Origin of the sequence: Chryseobacterium sp. CH21, from assembly GCF_004119445.1 — a bacterium.
In the GTDB taxonomy this organism is placed as follows: domain Bacteria; phylum Bacteroidota; class Bacteroidia; order Flavobacteriales; family Weeksellaceae; genus Chryseobacterium.
Map to the genome: position 1 here is coordinate 126920 of NZ_QICI01000050.1, position 16566 is coordinate 143485.

Below are 16566 nucleotides of genomic sequence, written 5' to 3' on the forward strand. Positions count from 1 at the left end.
AGTGAGCATCAAAATAAGCGATACATCATCCCAAATACTGTATGGTTTAAATTCAATTGCTGGAAAACAAGTTGTTTGCGCTTGTAATTGTAGTATCATTTTGCGTTATTAAAAGGATCTTTTCCTTCGCGCATAAACACAGTCCCTATTTTTTGATATTGGATTGGTTGCCCCTTCACACAGGCTGTATAAATCCCCCTTCCAAAGCCATTTTGCGCTCTGATTATGATTACCTCTTTTTCATCAACTCCATTGTCAATGGCAACAAATTTCCTTAATCTGTTATTTTTGATTGGCTCTTTAAAATCTTTTGGTAAATCACATTCTTTAGCGGTTTGTGATTCTTTTGCCTTTTCTTCCTGTGCGAAATAAAATGTTGGTAATGCGAACATTAAAGTAAAAATTAATTTTTTCATTGTAATTATTTTGAATTGTTAATAATGTATGTCTATTTGATAAATTCTTCTCTTTGTTTTGAGGCTTCAGCGTAACTGTCAAATACAAGTATTTTTCTTTTCCTGATATTCATTCCTGTGGGAACAGCACCGTCCTTATAGAGTGTTTTCTCGAACTCGTCCATTTTTTTGTACCTGGCATCTTCGCTTACGTCCGTCATTTCAATAACATCACTTCCGATACTCTGATAGCGAGACATATTCTCTTTAGTAAGTACAGAATCACTGTTGGGTGCTATTATAGCCCATATAATTGCGTATTTGGGTTTTTCAGGCAGAGTTGATACTGTGTCTTGAATAATGCTTGTAGAATCATTAAAAACAGGTATAGAAGCCTGATAAGTGGTGTCAGTACTAATAGAATCGGAGTTCAAATAAATATCATCCGATGTATCACGCTTTTTACAGCTAACAACTGCGCAAAAAGCTACTAATAAATAAATCTTTTTCATAATGACTTATTTTTCAGATAATAATGCGATAATTCCAATGAGAATAAAATGTCCGATGTAGGAAAGAATCCCCCAAAGAATCATAAATCCGATTGCTCCGACAAAAGATTTCGGTTCAACCCAATTCCAAGAGAGAACCCCCGAACCAATAATAACGACTGCGTAAAGAATAAACGCGAATACAGGTAAACATCCGCTGTCATTTGTGTTGCTCATATCTTATAAATTTTATTTGATTTTGGGCAACAAAAAAAGCAAGTGGATTCTCACATGCTTTCAGTTCTGAAGGCTCGGCAAAGCCTGTACCACATAAAAACAGGATAACCACTTGCCATAGGTATGACAAGTGTGTTAAACTGTTTGCATTTTGTGGTTCTTATAAATTTTGCCGATTCACAGAACAAAAGACAAACGTTGTTACACTTTTCTTTTTTCGTTGAAATATTTGCACAAAACTACAAATTTTGTGCCTAATAATAAAGAAAGCTTAAGGAAGTCTCAAATGATTATTAGTAAGATGTTCATAAACATAACTTATTGTATCATTTTCAACTAATTTGGATAACGCAAGGTCTAATAGCTTTCCTTTCAAAACTTGTCCCCAATTTTTCTTACTTAATTTTGTATGAAGCGATTTTAGTTCTTCAATTTCTTCAAAAATTATTTCTTGACCATAGCCTAATTTTTTAAGATGCTCCAAAACTTCATTTATTTTTTCATTTATTTCTTGTTGATTTGAACTTATATTATCATAATTTTCAGTTGTAGCTTCCCTTTTTTCTTCTACATACATTTTACCATTAAATTAATTTTGCCATCAGATTGATTTCTACTGTAAATAACATCAATCAATCCCATATTTTTCAAAGCTTTCGCCAATTCCATACCTTCTCCCTGATATTGTAGTATAATTCCATTAAGCTCTAAAATCAATTCAATAGGATAGTGCCTATTACCATTTAAATCATAAAGTTTCTCTAAAATTAAATCTAGTTTTTGCTTTGTAGTATAATTCACTCTTTCTTTTACTTTTGTTGATTCAGGAATTGTAACAGCATCTGAAATTTTAATGAGTTTATTAAAATACTTTAATATTGAAATCTTTTCTAATACTTCATTATACATTGACTTTTTAAGCTCTTCATTGCTGTCAACCTTTGTCAAATTTTGAATCATATAAGAAATAGGCTTGGCTTGTTTAAACCCTTTAGTAAACATGTTATTAGGCTCATTTAAAGTATTGTCTAAATAAGATATTACGACGGATTTCCACTCAGTGAAATTTTCACTTAATACATCATAACTAAGATCCCTATATGTGTTTTTTAGATTTTCTCCCTGACTTATAAAAGTTCCAACAGTTGATTGAAACTCACTAATTTCGATTTCTAATTTCATGTTTTTATTTTTAGCGGATTTTTTCAAAATTTCTTCTTGTTTTCAAATAATTATCATCATTATAATAAAGAGTAAACACTTCGCTTAAAAAGGGAATATCCCGATTCTTTTCAGAATGTGCTTTATTTTGTAATTCTGATAAAATTTCAACCCAATATCTAATAATTTGAGCCATATATAATTGTCTATAAATAGTATTTACTTCTGCCATTCCTGTTCTAAATGAGCTTATTCCAATATCTTCGAGTGGTGTTCCAGTTTCATCAATATAAAAAGTACTGCTGGAATTCCCTAAAAGTAGTTTGGCAAGGTCCGCATCTCTTTGGATTTTTTCTTTTTTCTTTTCTGAAACATTATTTTGAAAGATATAAACTTCGATCTCATTATACCAATCCGCAATTGGTGAACTTTGGTATCTATCATTTGTTAAGAAGTCAATATTTGTATATCTATCTCCCTTAGCAAATTTCGAAAGGATTTTTAAAATTTTCGGGTAAATACCTGTATCTAAATTTTCTAGATAGCTAAATTTAACATTATTCCTTGTTACAATTTCCTTGGAAAAATCATACAACTTTTCAATATCATGTCCGATATCGTTTCTCAATGTTCTAGAATCGGGGAATGTAAAGTCATGATTTAAATAAAAATCAATAAGATAACAGATTTTTCCGATTCTTTCGATACCTGTTGATAAAGTTGTTAATGCAGTAAAGTAGTAACCTCTTTTTGCATAATTAACTCTTCCTAAGTGTGTTAGCCCTGTTCCTAAAATATCACTAACAAACTGTGCTTCGGCTAAAAGAGCTTTAAAATTTTCACTATACATGTGTTTTTCTATTGCAGTTATTTGTTTAATTGTTAAAGTTAAAGAATTTAAAAATCATTTATATATATCAATGTATAAGGTATCTAAACAAAAACACCCCACCATAGGGCAAGTTTTTGGTAGTACCCCCACCTTTAGAAAGCCGGGCAAAAGTTTTGGAGAGGTGATAAAAACTTCAGCCTTTTTTTGAACATTTTTAGACTACAATCCAGATTTAGAACAGGTTTGAGAGAATTTTGTACAGGTTTAAAATATTTCTTCTGTTTCATTCAAAAGTACCCTAAAATTTGCACATTTGGCACAGTTTTCGACTACTATAAACCAACGAAAAACCCCATCAATACTACTAATATTGAATGGGGAAGTGTAAAAAATTCTAACGCTAATTAAAACTTATCTACAATGACAAAGTTACAAAATTGTTTGGAGGACTTCCAAATCTATGTCGGTACTTATGGCAAGTACAATTCAGGAAGCATCTACGGTGCATGGCTTGAACTTTCAGATTATTCAAATTATGACGATCTTTTACAGGCTATGCAGGAACTTCACCAAGACGAAGACGACCCCGAATATATATTTCAGGATTATGAATGTTCAGAGTTCTTTATCAAACAAAAGCTAATCAGCGAATGCCATCTTTCAGTAAACATTTATGAAATAGCCGAACAAATCAATAATTCAGATTATAATTTAGAGGTTATAGAAGCCTATGCAGAGTGTATGAGTTATTATCATGAGGACGTAAGTGACCTATTAGAGAGCCTTTCAGATTCTTATTATGGCGAGTACAGTTCGGATGAAGATTTTGCGCAGTGTACTTTAGAGCAGGACGGCTCAATTCCTGAAAACCTACCTTCTTACATTTACATTGATTGGGAAGCAACCGCCAGACATTTAATGTATGATTATATGAGTTCTAACGGGTATTATTTCCGAAACTAACAACAATAACAATCTTTGCACCTTGCTTAAATGCAGGGTGCTTTATAACTATTTTAAAAATGAAAGCAAGATATATAAGAGTTTCAACAGGAGCGCAGAACACCGCAAGACAGGAAGAGAAACAGGCACGGGGAGAAAGAATATTTATTGACATTGTTAGCGGTTTTACTCCCTTTAAGGATAGAGAACAGGGAAAGGAACTGATAAAAGCAGTTAATAACAATGAAATCCATTATGTTTCTGTGAGCTCAATTGACAGGTTAGGGCGTAACCTCTACGACATTCTTACAACTTTAGAATTTTTCAAAGAAAAAGGTGTTATTCTTAAAGTTGATAATCTTGGAATAGAAAGCCTAATTAAAGGAAAAGAGAATCAAGCGTTCAAACTTATTATTTCTGTTATGGCTAACATAGCCGAGATGGAACGTGATGCCATTTTAGAGCGTCAACGGGAGGGCATTGCACTTGCAAAGGCTCGAGGAACTTACAAAGGGCGTGAGAAAGGTTCTACTGAAAGTATAGAAGATTTCCTATTCAAGTATAAAGAGGTTATTAAGAACTTAAAGAAAGGAAATTCGATCAGAGATACGGCAAAAATTTGTAACGTCAGTATTGGAACTGTTCAGAAAGTGAAAAATGCAATTTCTATGTAATTATTATTTTTGCAAAAAAATCAAAGATGAAATTCCATGAACATTATAGTCGTTTTTTAGGAGAAGATAATATTTATAAGACCATAGGAGTTGGGCAAAGTAAGGTTATTAATAGTATTTTGATTGGGATATTTATTGTTGCATCTTTTAGCTTATTATGCTTTTCAACTACTGTTTCTAAGACTGAAAAGAGTTTTTTTAAAGTATTTGATACTTGGTCTTTTTACTTAATGATTACTTGTTTATTATCGGTTTATATACTCTTGATTATAGAAAGAACAAGACAGTATGAACATATTCGTGATAAAGCAGGTCATTTGAATCAAAATAGACTGAGTGTAATTTTATTTGGGATAAGCTGGAACTCAATTGTACTTAAGTATTTTTGGTTTGAAGAATTGGCTTCAAAATATAGGTTAATAACAAATAATGAATTGAAGTCTTATAAATTATTCATCAATAAAGAATTAGAGATATGCGTTGAGCCTAAGTTTTCAATTAATGTTCCATTATTAAGTTTTCTTGCTACAACCCTTGTACCTTTGATAGGATTTATTTTCGTTGCTTTTGGAATTAAAGGGCAGGAGCAAAGTAAAATCATTATTTTATCTATTATTTTGATGAGTCCTATTTTCTTGATAATTATATCTAGAGTAAGAGATAGTTTTAAAGATAAAAAAAGAAATTATACCAATATGCAAAACTACTCTTTAGCATTAGATTATATTTTGGAAGAGAGAGAAAGAAATTGTACTGTTCAGGATGAAGATACTTATTAAATGAAAAATAACGAGGGTAGACCACTCAACGAAAATAAAATTACCACTATCGACACGTCTGGAAGTAACTGAAAAGCTACTATTTTAAGCAAGATTTGAAATATATTCCTTTTAAAATTCTATATGGTTAAATGGTACTTTATTTAGTTTTTTCAAAATAATAAAATTCCACAATTTTTAGCTATATGGATAATCTATGAAAAAGAGCCTGATTTACGGAATTGTAATAGTCAGGCTCTTAAAATATCTATATGAATATTCTTGTTATTCTATTTTTGAATAAATTAAGAATTTATCAATAAGATAGGATTTTATTTTTTCCACGCAGAATGTAAACTATCAGCTACCATTCACGGGAAAACTGAACATATTTTTTGAAAGACTTGTAATCTTTATGACCTGTAATTTCTCGGATAAACTCTTCATTCATTCCATTAATCAATGAGTTAGTAATGAAAAACACCCTTCCATAATGCATTGTTAAATAATCGTGAGCATTTTTTTCTACTGTAATCTCATTTTTACCTGAATACTTTACAAACCTTATCTTATCATCAAAACCAATCGTTTCAAAAAGTTTTTTAATTTCTCTATTGCAAAATTGGTTAGTGGGTACTTTTAACCTACCATAGCGTTCCGTGTGAGCTTTAATTATTTCTTTTGGTACATCTAATAAAGGTATATCAACCATTTCTTTAGCTTTTTTGATATGTAAACGTAAAAAGTCTTCTGTAACGTCCTCTGGTCTCATATTTTGTATGTCAACAAATCTCAAACCTGTATATGAGCTAAAAATGAAAATATCCCTCACGATATTACTGTAATCATCTTCAAAATCAGTTATTCTCAATCTTTCTACAATTTCAGGAGTAAGTTTTATTTTTTCAGAATCATCTTTGAAAACTAAGAATTTTTTAAATTCCATATTATTATGAAATCGTCTTTCTCCTGCCCAATTCATGAACGTTTTAAATATTGTTACATATTTTCCAATAGTAGAGTTGTAGTAATTCTTTTCAATGAAATATGCCAATAACTCATCATAGAAATTAAGCGTAATGTTTTGAAATGACATATCAAATTTCATTTCAGCTGAAAACGTTTGAAGATGGTTTTTACACGTTTTATAGGTCTTAATGGTATTTTCTGATACGTGTTGTTTTCTAACATCAATAAACTCATCAAAAACGCTTAATATGCCTTTTTTCCTAGCAGTTGCTGTGTTGACGGGTGTAATCTTGTGTTCAAACTCTTTTTCCAAAATTTCTTTAGATAAAGGTTGATCCTTTAATAAATACTCCCTTTCAATCTCTTTTAAGATTTTGACAGTGTTTTCGATTTTCAGATTTTTAGTGGCTGATTCGGGAGCAAGTTGTCTCACTTTTGTCCCCGCCCATTGTGAGGGTTTTACTTTTACCCCTGTGGAGCGTTTCAGTCTCTGACCTTTTACGGTTGCTGAAACATATACCATTGTTTCGGTTGCCTTTTTAGGCTCTTTTAAGAAAAATGCAATGTTCATTCTATTTTTTTGTTTCAAAATTAGTCTGTGATACAACTGAAAATCTTTTTAAATTGTCCTCAGGGACAGTATAGGGACAAAAAAGGACTAAATTTGATGAAACGCTATTAAACATCATTAAAACAAAAATCCCTTCTAAACATTGTTTAAAAGGGATTTTCTTGATTGAGTAAGTTAAGTTGTGTTTAACTTCTGTGGTTTCTCCAGGAATCGAACCAGGGACACATGGATTTTCAATCCATTGCTCTACCAACTGAGCTAAGAAACCATTATATTTTTGTTTGACTTACTTCGTTGTTTTAAAGTGATGCAAAAGTAGTAAGTTTTAGTATACAAAGCAAGTGTTCATCGTACTTTTTTTGAATAAAATTAAAAACCTACTGATTATCAGCCGGATTATTTTCCTGTTCTTTTCTGATCTGTTCACTCATCTCTTCCAATACAGGTTTGATCGTATTTTCCGGAAGATCACTGATTCGGATATACATCAATCCGTCAATCGCATCATTGAAGTTGGGATCCACATTGAAAGCGATTACTTTAGCATTTTGCTTGATGTATTTTTTGATCAGAACAGGAAGTCTCAATTCAGGTTCAAGGTCATCAATGATTTTGTCAAGCTTGTTAAGGTCAGATTCCATTTCCTCAAAGAAAATGTTCTTATCCCTGTCACGAAGCTTTACCTTATATTCATTTCTTGGAGTGATATATTGAGCTACTGCGGAATCAAAATAATTGGAACGCATAAATTCGATCATTAGTGATTTTGAGAATTCCGAGAATTTGTTGGAAATACTCACACCACCCATAAGGAACTTATGATCAGGATTTCTTAGGCATACATGTACAATTCCTCTCCATAAAAGGAAAAGTGGAAGCGGTTTCTGCTGATATTCCTGACAGATGTAGGCGCGGCCCATTTCTATCACCTTTTTGAAGAAAGGATGGATGTCCTGCTCAAACTCAAATAAAGAGCTTGTATAGAAACCTTTGATACCATATTTTTTCATTACCTCTCTACCCAATGCCATTCTGTAAGCACCAGCCAGCTTTTTCTCACCGTTATCCCAAAGGAACAGGTGGTGGTAATGTTTGTCATATTCATCAAGGTCAAACGGAAGATTACTTCCTTCACCTACCGCACGGAAAGTAAGCTCTCTCTGGCGCCCGATCTCCCTCATAATAGAAGGAATTTCTTCATAAGTTGTGAAGTAGATTTCATAATTTCCGTTGCTGAACAACATTTTGTCAGTTCCTCTCAGCTTGTCGACATCTTTTATGATGTCTTCCACAGGAGTTTCGTCAATGATATTCTGAACAATATTTTCTTCCTTCAGCAAAGGAAACTTTACCGATAAATTCTGAAGGTTGATGCTTTGAGCAAGGGATTTTCTCTTTTCATAGTAAGATTTCATCATATAGACCTTACGTTTAAGAAACTCTCCCAATTCCTCAATCGTTTCCATTTCATCCATTGCTTTTACAGTAATAGGACGCCCGATTCTGATTCTGATAGGTTTTTCTCTGTCATTCATCATTTCTGCGGGAAGCATCAGAGTCTGTAAATTCGGATGAAGTTTAGCCACCTGATAAAAAAGTCGGCTGTTCTTTGCATGAAAATACATAGGAACTACCGGCACTTTAGCCATTCTGATAAGCTTAAGTGCCGTTTTTTCCCATTCCTTATCTAAAATTTCTCCGTAAGGATTGTTTTTGTTGGAAACTTCTCCTGCCGGGAAAATACCTACACAGCCTCCGTTTTGCAAATGCTTGAGTGTTTCACGCATTCCTGAAGAGCTGCTGTAAGCTTCTTTTCTGTTTTCAAAAGGATTTACAGCGATTACATACGGTTCCATAGGCTTTATTTTTTCCAAAAGGAAATTTCCCATTACCTTGAAATCCGGACGAACCTCTGATAAGACCTTGCACATCAGAATTCCGTCAATAGCACCCAGTGGGTGGTTGGAAACCAGAATAAACGGTCCCGTTTTCGGAATCTTTGCCAGATCCTCTTCAAAAGCTACATAGCTTAGGTTTCTTTCTCTCACAAATGAGTCGAAAAAGTCTTTGCCTTCCTTGTCTTTTAGTTTGTCGTATAGTCTGTTTACTTCATTTATTTTAGCAATGCTCATCACAGCAGATGCTACCGGGTTCTTGAGAAACCCAATTTTATTTAAGCCGGAAGCTTTGATCAGATCGTTTTTCGAAATTAAACTCATGTGTGTTTAGTCGCAATTAATATTATTGTGTTACCATTTGAAGTGTATTCTTGGAAATTTGTTCCAATAATACATTTTTTCATGGTAAAATTTATCAATGTGATCCATCTTCGCATTTCTTACTGTGAATAAAGATACATTTTTAATTGCTTCGGTTTTAAAAATTTTTTGAAGCTCTTCGTTGAGCTCGTCAATATGATTAAACTTATCCTCAAGGCACAATGCCAGAGAGATTGCAGAATTCTGCATCAGAGAAACTTTGATCTTATATTTGGATAAAAATCCGAAAATTAAGCTCATATGATCTTCTGCAATGAAAGAGAAGTCTCTTGTTGAGATTTTCAGAAGATCCTGGTTCTCTTTTAAAATATAAGATTCCTCCTGTTGGTTTTTGTCGGAAGCACCTACTTTTGTTCCTTCTTTGGTAGGATCTACGAAAGATTTTACATAAAAAGGAATGTTTTTTTGCTGTAGCGGCTGCAATGTCTTCGGGTGAATAACACTTGCTCCGTAATACGCCATTTCAATCGCTTCTTCATAAGAAATATTAGAAAGAAGAGCTACATCATTGAACTTTCTTGGATCTCCGGTCATTACTCCGGGTACATCTTTCCAGATCGTCATGGCGTCAGCATTTAAGCAGTAAGCAAAAATAGCAGCAGAGTAGTCAGAACCCTCTCTTCCTAACGTCACCGTAAAATTATTGTCGTCAGAACCAATGAATCCCTGGGTTACATAACAGATCTCAGGATTAAGATTGGAGATAAATTCTTCTGTTCTTGTCCAGTCTACCGTACCTTCTCTATATGAATTATCTGTTTTAACATAATCTCTGGCATCTAACCATTGATTGGTAAATTGGATTTCATTCAGATACTCACTTACGATTTTAGTAGAAATCATTTCCCCACAGCTTACTACCTGATCATACACGAAGTTGTAGTTGGGAGATTTATTTCTTCTTAAAAAAGAATCGATGTCATCAAAAAAGAGATTGATTTCAGAGAAAACCGCATGATTTTCAGGGAAAAGGCCTTCCGCAATCTCAATGTGTTTTCGTTTTATCTTTTCAATCTCAGTTTGATAGTTATCCTTTTTGAAATAAAGTTCTACAACTTTTTCCAACTCGTTTGTCGTTTTGCCCATTGCTGAAATGACCAGCAAGCATTTGGCAAATCCCTGGCTTTTTAGAACCATAGACACGTTTTTTACACTTTCAGCATCTTTTACTGATGCTCCACCAAACTTGAAAATTTTCATTAAATTGTTAAAAATAAAATTGTTAGATAAAAAATTACATGAGTTTTTTACGGACGTCAAAATTATAAATTTACAACGAGATATGAAATAGCCTAGTGCAGAGATAGAATTAAGATTTCCTTAAAATCAACAAATAATGAAATAATCTTAATTTTTCTTGAGTCTTATGTAACAAATTTGGAGACATAATTTTTAGTGAAGAGAAGATGTTATGTTGTTTTGTGTTTGTATGTTGTTGAAATACAGTTGGTAGTCTCTTTTTTAATTAAATTTTCTTAATGCGATAAATTTTCCGAAATTTGGGCAAAACGTAAAAAGAAAAATATGTCAAATCAACCATTACAGACTTTAGGAGAATTTCTTATAGATAAACAGGACGATTTTCAGTATTCTACAGGTGAATTTTCTCGTCTTCTAAGTGCAATAAGATTGGCTTCGAAAGTGGTAAACAGAGAAGTAAATAAAGCCGGAATTGTAGATATTACAGGTGCTGCCGGAAACCAAAACGTTCAGGGAGAAGAGCAGCAAAAACTGGATGTAATCGCTAACGAAATTTTTATTACGGCTTTGTCTCAAAGAGAGGTTGTTTGTGGTATTGCTTCTGAGGAAAATGATGATTTTATCGATATTAAATGCGGTGAAAATGGTCATTTAAGCAAATATGTAGTACTGATTGATCCTTTGGACGGATCTTCCAATATTGACGTAAATGTTTCCGTAGGAACTATTTTCTCAATCTACAGAAGAGTTACTGAACCAGGAACTCCGGTACAGCTGGAAGACTTTTTGCAGAAAGGGATTAATCAGATTGCAGCAGGATATGTTATTTATGGTTCATCTACCATGATTGTGTATACTACAGGAAATGGGGTAAATGGGTTTACATTAGATCCATCTTTAGGAACATATTATCTTTCTCACCCGAATATGACTTTCCCAAAAACAGGGAAAATCTATTCCATCAATGAAGGAAATTATATCAAATTCCCTCAGGGAGTTAAAAATTACCTTAAATATTGCCAGATGGAAGAAGGAGACCGTCCATATACTTCAAGATATATCGGTTCTCTGGTAGCAGATTTCCACAGAAACATGCTGAAAGGAGGAATTTATATTTATCCTTCTTACTCACAGGCTCCAAATGGTAAATTAAGACTTTTATACGAATGTAATCCTATGGCATTCCTTGCAGAACAGGCAGGAGCAAAAGCAACCGATGGATTCAGAAGAATTCTTGAAATAGAACCTACAGAACTTCACCAGAGAATTCCATTCTTCTGCGGAAGTATTGAAATGGTAGAAAAAGCTGAAGAATTTATGCGTATCGACAGCGTAAAATAAATGGAAGCAAATTATTTACAATATTTATTACAATTCAAACGCCCGAGTGGAACATCTCGCGGCGTTTTGCTTGATAAGGAAACCTATATCCTCACTATTTCAGAAAATGGAAAAGAAGGAGTAGGGGAATGTGCTATTTTCAGAGGACTCAGTTTTGATGACAGACCTGATTATGAAAATAAATTAAAATGGCTGTGCGAAAATATCAATCAGGATGCTGCTTTTTTGAAAGAAGAACTGAAAGAATTTCCGTCCATCTGGTTTGGATATGAACAGGCTGTTCAGAATCTGAAATATGGAGATCGTCTTTATTTTCCAAGTGAATTTACCAAAGGAAAATCTGCTATTACGATTAACGGTCTGATATGGATGGGCGATGCAGGATATATGGAAGAACAGATTCAGGAGAAGCTGGAAAAAGGATTTCACTGCATTAAATTAAAAATCGGGGTCGATTGGGAATCCGAACATATTATTCTACAAAAATTAAGAGAAAAATTTTCCAAAGATCAGCTTGAGCTTCGTGTGGATGCGAACGGGGGATTTAGCAAAGAAGAAGCGGTTATAGTTTTGCAGCAATTAGCAGATCTTAATATTCACTCTATTGAACAACCTATTAAAGCCGGAAACTGGAATGATATGGCCGAATTATGTGCCCAAACACCCACTCCGATTGCTTTGGATGAAGAACTTATCGGAATTATTGATCCTGAAAAAAAGGAACAGCTTTTAGAAACAATAAATCCTCAGTATATTATTCTGAAGCCTGCATTAATAGGAGGTTTTTCAGGTTTGGATGAATGGATTTCTCTGGCTGAAAATCAAAATATCGGTTGGTGGATTACGTCAGCACTGGAAAGCAATATCGGATTGAATGCCATTGCTCAGTATACATTTACCAAAAAAAATCCAATGCCTCAAGGTTTAGGCACTGGAGCTTTATTTGTCAATAATTTTGAATCCGATTTAGAACTCAAGAATGAGTTGTTATGGTTCAAAAAATAATGATTGAAAATTAATTAGCATAATGGTGGAGGGGAATCCGGACATGTAGTCTGACCACAGTAGTCTGGTCCCCAAGATCTGCAGCACATGGCAACCGGATTCCAGCTATTACATCCAAGAGGTGGTCTTCCTCCTTTGATCGTCTTTAATTCTCCTCTGTTGATTTTTTTTAGATTTTTCATGTATTAATTTTATTTGATTGATAAGTAAATGTCGAAAACTTTTTTCAATTATACAACATGTGGTGAGTTATTTTGCATTATTTAACTTATTTATGAAAATTTTACATTATGTCAAATAATAATAAACAGGTCGGAGAAAAGCCTATTGGAATCAGTATATTAATTGAGTAATGGCATAAGAATTATTTCAAGGATGTAAGCATGAAAAACATTCCTGCATCTGATCTGTAGGAATAATATTCATAAATCGGCTTTGTCTAAAGGATAAAGTAGTTGTTGGGTCGGATAGTTTTTTTTGTTTTTAAAGGTTTTTATTCAGTTAAATCACATCTTTTACGAAGATCGCTTTCTTTATATAGTTTAAGATATAAGAAAACCTTTTTTTAATCTGTTCCATAATAAAAAATTGTAATTCCCTATAGTTTGAATTGGCAATCTTTATGCCATTCTATATCAGCGAATTAATTTTAACGTATAGTTCATTTTTTAAGGATTATTTTAATTATTTGTTAAGAAATAATTGTGAAAATATTTTCATTATCTTTTGATCTGTTGGTAATGAGATTTCGGTCTATCCCATTTAAATTCTGAAAGATGTCATTCTGTACCTGTGAGCTGGAAAGATATCCCCAATGATTTCCTACTTCATATTTAAGGCTGTTAAGCAGATCATCTTTTACAAATGTACAGTCGATAATAGACACAATATCTTTGAATTGATCAATATCACTTGGCCCGTTTTTACCAAGTCTTGGGGTGAGGATGTTTTTCGTAAACTGAGAAGCTCCCAGAATGAGATCTTGTCTGTTCAGATAAATGGAAATTCGGTTAGCTAATAATGGCAGTTTATTATATGAATCTTCAGAATCTTCAAATACTTTATAGCTTACATCCGCATTCAACAACAAAACCTGGTCGATAACACGCAGTATATTCTCTCTTTTAAGACTGTAAAGCATGCTTTGAAGCACTCTGTTTCCCAAAGAATGAGCCATGATATGAATTCTCTGGTTACACGGTTTAAGATCACGGTTAGAAAAAATATCTTTTAAAAACTGGGTATAGAAATAAAACATTCTCATAAGAGATGCCCCGGAATTAATACTGGAAGCCTTATCATCAAAATAACTTAAAGGAATCATACTTCCTGAGGCTGGCCAGCTTACGAATAATATATGTTCTACAGGGGATGCTGGATTATCAATAAATATTTTCTTAAGATCAAGAATAGCCTTTAGTTCATCATCAAAATCATACAAATAACCGTGGATGAATATCAGAACATCACTTCTGTCCTTCGTGGAAGACATATTTTTGTACAGTTCGTAGAACATCCTTTGGGTTCCGCCAAGATTATTGGCCGTAAGTGAGGAATTTTTAATCCCTTTTTCACTCAACAAAACTTCTAAAACTTCTTCATAGCCCTGTTTCTCCGGTTCAGAGAACAGCTTATAATTTAAGATATTCCTGTTGGTATAGTCTTTCTTTTTTTTGGCTTGTGGAGTAGGTTCCTGATAATTGTCAAAATCACATTTGGCAATTCTGAAATTAGGAATTGAATATTCGTCATTGGAAAAAGAGTCTACTTTTTCACCTTTATGACGAATGATTTTCCGGTTGCTTAAGATATAAACGCCCATGATGGTAAAAGGTTACAATGGTTTTAGCTTTCCTAAATTAGTGAAAATTCCTGAAATACAATGGATAAGGCTTTTAAATTATCACTTTTAGAAACGCTTATTTTTCCGTAACTTTGTGAAACTTTTTTTGCTAAAAAATAAAAGCTACTTTAATGGAAGAAGAAAAAAATCACTCAATTTTATTGAGCAAATTATTGAAGAGGATCTGGCAAACGGTTTGAAAAGAGATCAGATCCGTTTCCGTTTTCCACCTGAACCGAATGGTTATCTGCATGTAGGACACACAAAAGCGATCTGCATCAATTTCGGTCTTGGTGAAAAATACAATGCTCCTGTAAACCTTCGTTTCGACGATACGAACCCTGAAAAAGAAGAGCAGGAATTCGTAGATTCTATCATGAAAGATGTTGAATGGTTAGGTTTCAAATGGGATAAAGTATTGTACGCATCCGATTACTTCCAGCAGCTTTACGATTGGGCAGTTCAGTTAATTAAAGAAGGAAAAGCTTATGTAGATGAGCAGCCATCTGAAGTAATTACGGAACAAAGAAAGAATCCTGCAGAACCGGGAATTGAATCTCCTTACAGAAACCGTCCTGTTGAAGAATCATTAGATTTATTCGAAAGGATGAAAAACGGAGAATTTGAAAGTGGTTCAATGTCTCTTCGTGCAAAAATCGATATGGTTTCGCCTAATATGAATATGCGTGACCCTGTTATGTACAGAATTTTGAATAAACCTCACCACAGAACAGGTACAGCCTGGAAAATTTATCCGATGTACGACTGGGCTCATGGGGAATCTGATTATATCGAGCAAATTTCGCACTCACTTTGTTCTTTAGAGTTTGAAAACCACAGACCTTTGTACAACTGGTATTTGGATCAGGTTTACGAAGATGGAAGGGTTAAAAACAAGCAGAGAGAATTTGCTAGGATGAATGTTTCCTATATGATTACTTCCAAAAGAAAGCTTCAGAGACTGGTCGCTGAAGGGGTGGTAACCGGATGGGATGATCCAAGAATGCCTACTATTTCAGGGATGAGAAGAAAAGGATATACTCCAACTTCTATCAGAAACTTTATTGATAAAGTAGGGGTAGCAAAAAGAGAAAACCTTATCGAAATCCAATTGCTTGATTTCTGTGTACGTGAAGACCTGAACAAGGTAGCTAAGCGTGTAATGGCAGTAGTAGATCCTGTAAAATTGGTGATTGAAAACTATCCTGAAGACAAGGAAGAATGGTTAGAGACTGAGAACAATCCTGAGCAGGAAAATGCAGGAACAAGAGAAGTTCCATTCTCAAGAGAGCTGTATATTGAACGTGAAGACTTTAAAGAAGAAGCTAACAATAAATTCTTCAGACTTAAATTAGGTGGAGAAGTTCGTTTAAAATCTGCCTATATCATCAAAGCTGAAAGAGTAGAGAAGGACGAAAATGGAGAGATCACTACCATCTACGCTACGTATGATGATAAGAGTAAATCCGGAAGCGGAACAGAGGAAAGTTTAAGAAAAGTAAAAGGAACTTTACATTGGGTATCTGCAAAACATGCTCTTCCTGTAGAAGTGAGAACTTACAATCACCTGTTTACAGTAGAGCAGCCTGATGCGGAAAAAGATGTAGACTTCTTAAACTTCATCAATCCTGAGTCTGTAGCAACGGTAAAAGGGTTTGCTGAGCCAAGCCTGAAAGAGGTTGCTGTTGGTGAACCATTACAGTTCCAAAGAATCGGGTATTTTACAAAAGATCAGGATTCTACAGACGATGCTTTGGTATTTAACCGTACAGTAACGTTAAAAGATTCTTTTAAACCTGAATAATTTTTCGGAAATATATAAAATACATAAAGCAGGACTTCATTGAAGTTCTGTTTTTTTTGTTGGA

At 33.7% G+C, this 16566-nt stretch carries 16 protein-coding genes, 1 tRNA gene and 1 pseudogene; 6 read left to right on the forward strand and 12 right to left on the reverse strand.

Annotation, left to right across the window (positions count from 1 at the left end):
- Positions 1 to 95: 95 nt before the first annotated feature.
- From BOQ62_RS10470 to BOQ62_RS10495, 6 genes are all read right to left on the reverse strand, one after another.
- On the reverse strand, positions 96 to 416 hold the full coding sequence (locus BOQ62_RS10470; protein WP_129039280.1) for a hypothetical protein: 321 nt from the start codon (positions 414 to 416) through the stop codon (positions 96 to 98).
- Positions 417 to 448: 32 nt separating this feature from the next.
- Entirely contained in the window at positions 449 to 907 is a 459-nt protein-coding gene (locus tag BOQ62_RS10475; RefSeq protein WP_129039282.1) for a hypothetical protein, read from the reverse strand.
- A gap of 6 nt (positions 908 to 913) precedes the next feature.
- On the reverse strand, positions 914 to 1123 hold the full coding sequence (locus BOQ62_RS10480; protein ID WP_129039284.1) for a hypothetical protein: 210 nt from the start codon (positions 1121 to 1123) through the stop codon (positions 914 to 916).
- A gap of 271 nt (positions 1124 to 1394) precedes the next feature.
- On the reverse strand, positions 1395 to 1700 hold the full coding sequence (locus tag BOQ62_RS10485) for a hypothetical protein (protein WP_129039286.1): 306 nt from the start codon (positions 1698 to 1700) through the stop codon (positions 1395 to 1397).
- Positions 1691 to 2305 (reverse strand): hypothetical protein, encoded by a 615-nt coding sequence (locus tag BOQ62_RS10490; RefSeq protein WP_129039288.1) that lies wholly within the window; start codon positions 2303 to 2305, stop codon positions 1691 to 1693. The genes BOQ62_RS10485 and BOQ62_RS10490 overlap by 10 nt, the downstream gene beginning before the upstream one ends.
- A 10-nt stretch (positions 2306 to 2315) precedes the next feature.
- Positions 2316 to 3134 carry a hypothetical protein gene (locus tag BOQ62_RS10495; RefSeq protein ID WP_129039290.1) on the reverse strand — a complete coding sequence of 273 codons (819 nt, stop codon included), beginning with the start codon at positions 3132 to 3134 and terminating at the stop codon, positions 2316 to 2318.
- Between the two features lie 402 nt (positions 3135 to 3536).
- Here BOQ62_RS10495 and BOQ62_RS10500 point away from each other — a divergent pair, with 402 nt between their 5' ends.
- Genes BOQ62_RS10500 through BOQ62_RS10510 form a run of 3 tightly spaced genes read left to right on the forward strand, consistent with a single transcriptional unit; the run spans position 3537 to position 5511 of the window.
- A complete protein-coding gene (locus tag BOQ62_RS10500) occupies positions 3537 to 4079 on the forward strand; it encodes an antirestriction protein ArdA (RefSeq protein WP_129039292.1) in 543 nt (180 codons plus the stop codon).
- A 59-nt stretch (positions 4080 to 4138) separates the two neighbouring features.
- Positions 4139 to 4732, forward strand: a complete 594-nt coding sequence (locus BOQ62_RS10505; RefSeq protein WP_129039294.1) for a recombinase family protein — start codon at positions 4139 to 4141, stop codon at positions 4730 to 4732.
- Between the two features lie 26 nt (positions 4733 to 4758).
- Positions 4759 to 5511: a hypothetical protein gene (locus BOQ62_RS10510; RefSeq protein WP_129039296.1), complete on the forward strand. Its 753-nt coding sequence runs from the start codon at positions 4759 to 4761 to the stop codon at positions 5509 to 5511.
- A 343-nt stretch (positions 5512 to 5854) separates the two neighbouring features.
- Here the strand turns inward: BOQ62_RS10510 and BOQ62_RS10515 are convergent, their stop codons facing one another.
- From BOQ62_RS10515 to BOQ62_RS10530, 4 genes and pseudogenes are all read right to left on the reverse strand, one after another.
- Entirely contained in the window at positions 5855 to 7030 is a 1176-nt protein-coding gene (locus BOQ62_RS10515) for a tyrosine-type recombinase/integrase (protein ID WP_129039298.1), read from the reverse strand.
- A 195-nt stretch (positions 7031 to 7225) separates the two neighbouring features.
- Positions 7226 to 7298: transfer RNA gene (locus BOQ62_RS10520), tRNA-Phe, on the reverse strand.
- Between the two features lie 109 nt (positions 7299 to 7407).
- Positions 7408 to 9249: a lysophospholipid acyltransferase family protein gene (locus BOQ62_RS10525; RefSeq protein ID WP_121488578.1), complete on the reverse strand. Its 1842-nt coding sequence runs from the start codon at positions 9247 to 9249 to the stop codon at positions 7408 to 7410.
- 22 nt (positions 9250 to 9271) lie between these two features.
- Positions 9272 to 10509: pseudogene (locus BOQ62_RS10530) on the reverse strand (aspartate kinase).
- A gap of 324 nt (positions 10510 to 10833) precedes the next feature.
- Here BOQ62_RS10530 and fbp point away from each other — a divergent pair.
- Together fbp and BOQ62_RS10540 are read left to right on the forward strand one after the other, a co-directional pair.
- Positions 10834 to 11850 (forward strand): class 1 fructose-bisphosphatase, encoded by a 1017-nt coding sequence (gene fbp, locus BOQ62_RS10535; RefSeq protein WP_034695188.1) that lies wholly within the window; start codon positions 10834 to 10836, stop codon positions 11848 to 11850.
- A complete protein-coding gene (locus tag BOQ62_RS10540; protein WP_129039299.1) occupies positions 11851 to 12855 on the forward strand; it encodes an o-succinylbenzoate synthase in 1005 nt (334 codons plus the stop codon).
- A 14-nt stretch (positions 12856 to 12869) separates the two neighbouring features.
- Here the strand turns inward: BOQ62_RS10540 and BOQ62_RS22470 are convergent, their stop codons facing one another.
- On the reverse strand, positions 12870 to 13037 hold the full coding sequence (locus BOQ62_RS22470; RefSeq protein ID WP_164976724.1) for a bacteriocin-like protein: 168 nt from the start codon (positions 13035 to 13037) through the stop codon (positions 12870 to 12872).
- 509 nt (positions 13038 to 13546) lie between these two features.
- On the reverse strand, positions 13547 to 14677 hold the full coding sequence (locus BOQ62_RS10545; RefSeq protein WP_129039301.1) for an alpha/beta hydrolase: 1131 nt from the start codon (positions 14675 to 14677) through the stop codon (positions 13547 to 13549).
- 127 nt (positions 14678 to 14804) lie between these two features.
- On the opposite strand from BOQ62_RS10545, the gene BOQ62_RS10550 reads away from it, so the two are divergent.
- Entirely contained in the window at positions 14805 to 16502 is a 1698-nt protein-coding gene (locus tag BOQ62_RS10550; protein WP_129039303.1) for a glutamine--tRNA ligase/YqeY domain fusion protein, read from the forward strand.
- The last annotated feature ends 64 nt before the right edge of the window (positions 16503 to 16566 follow it).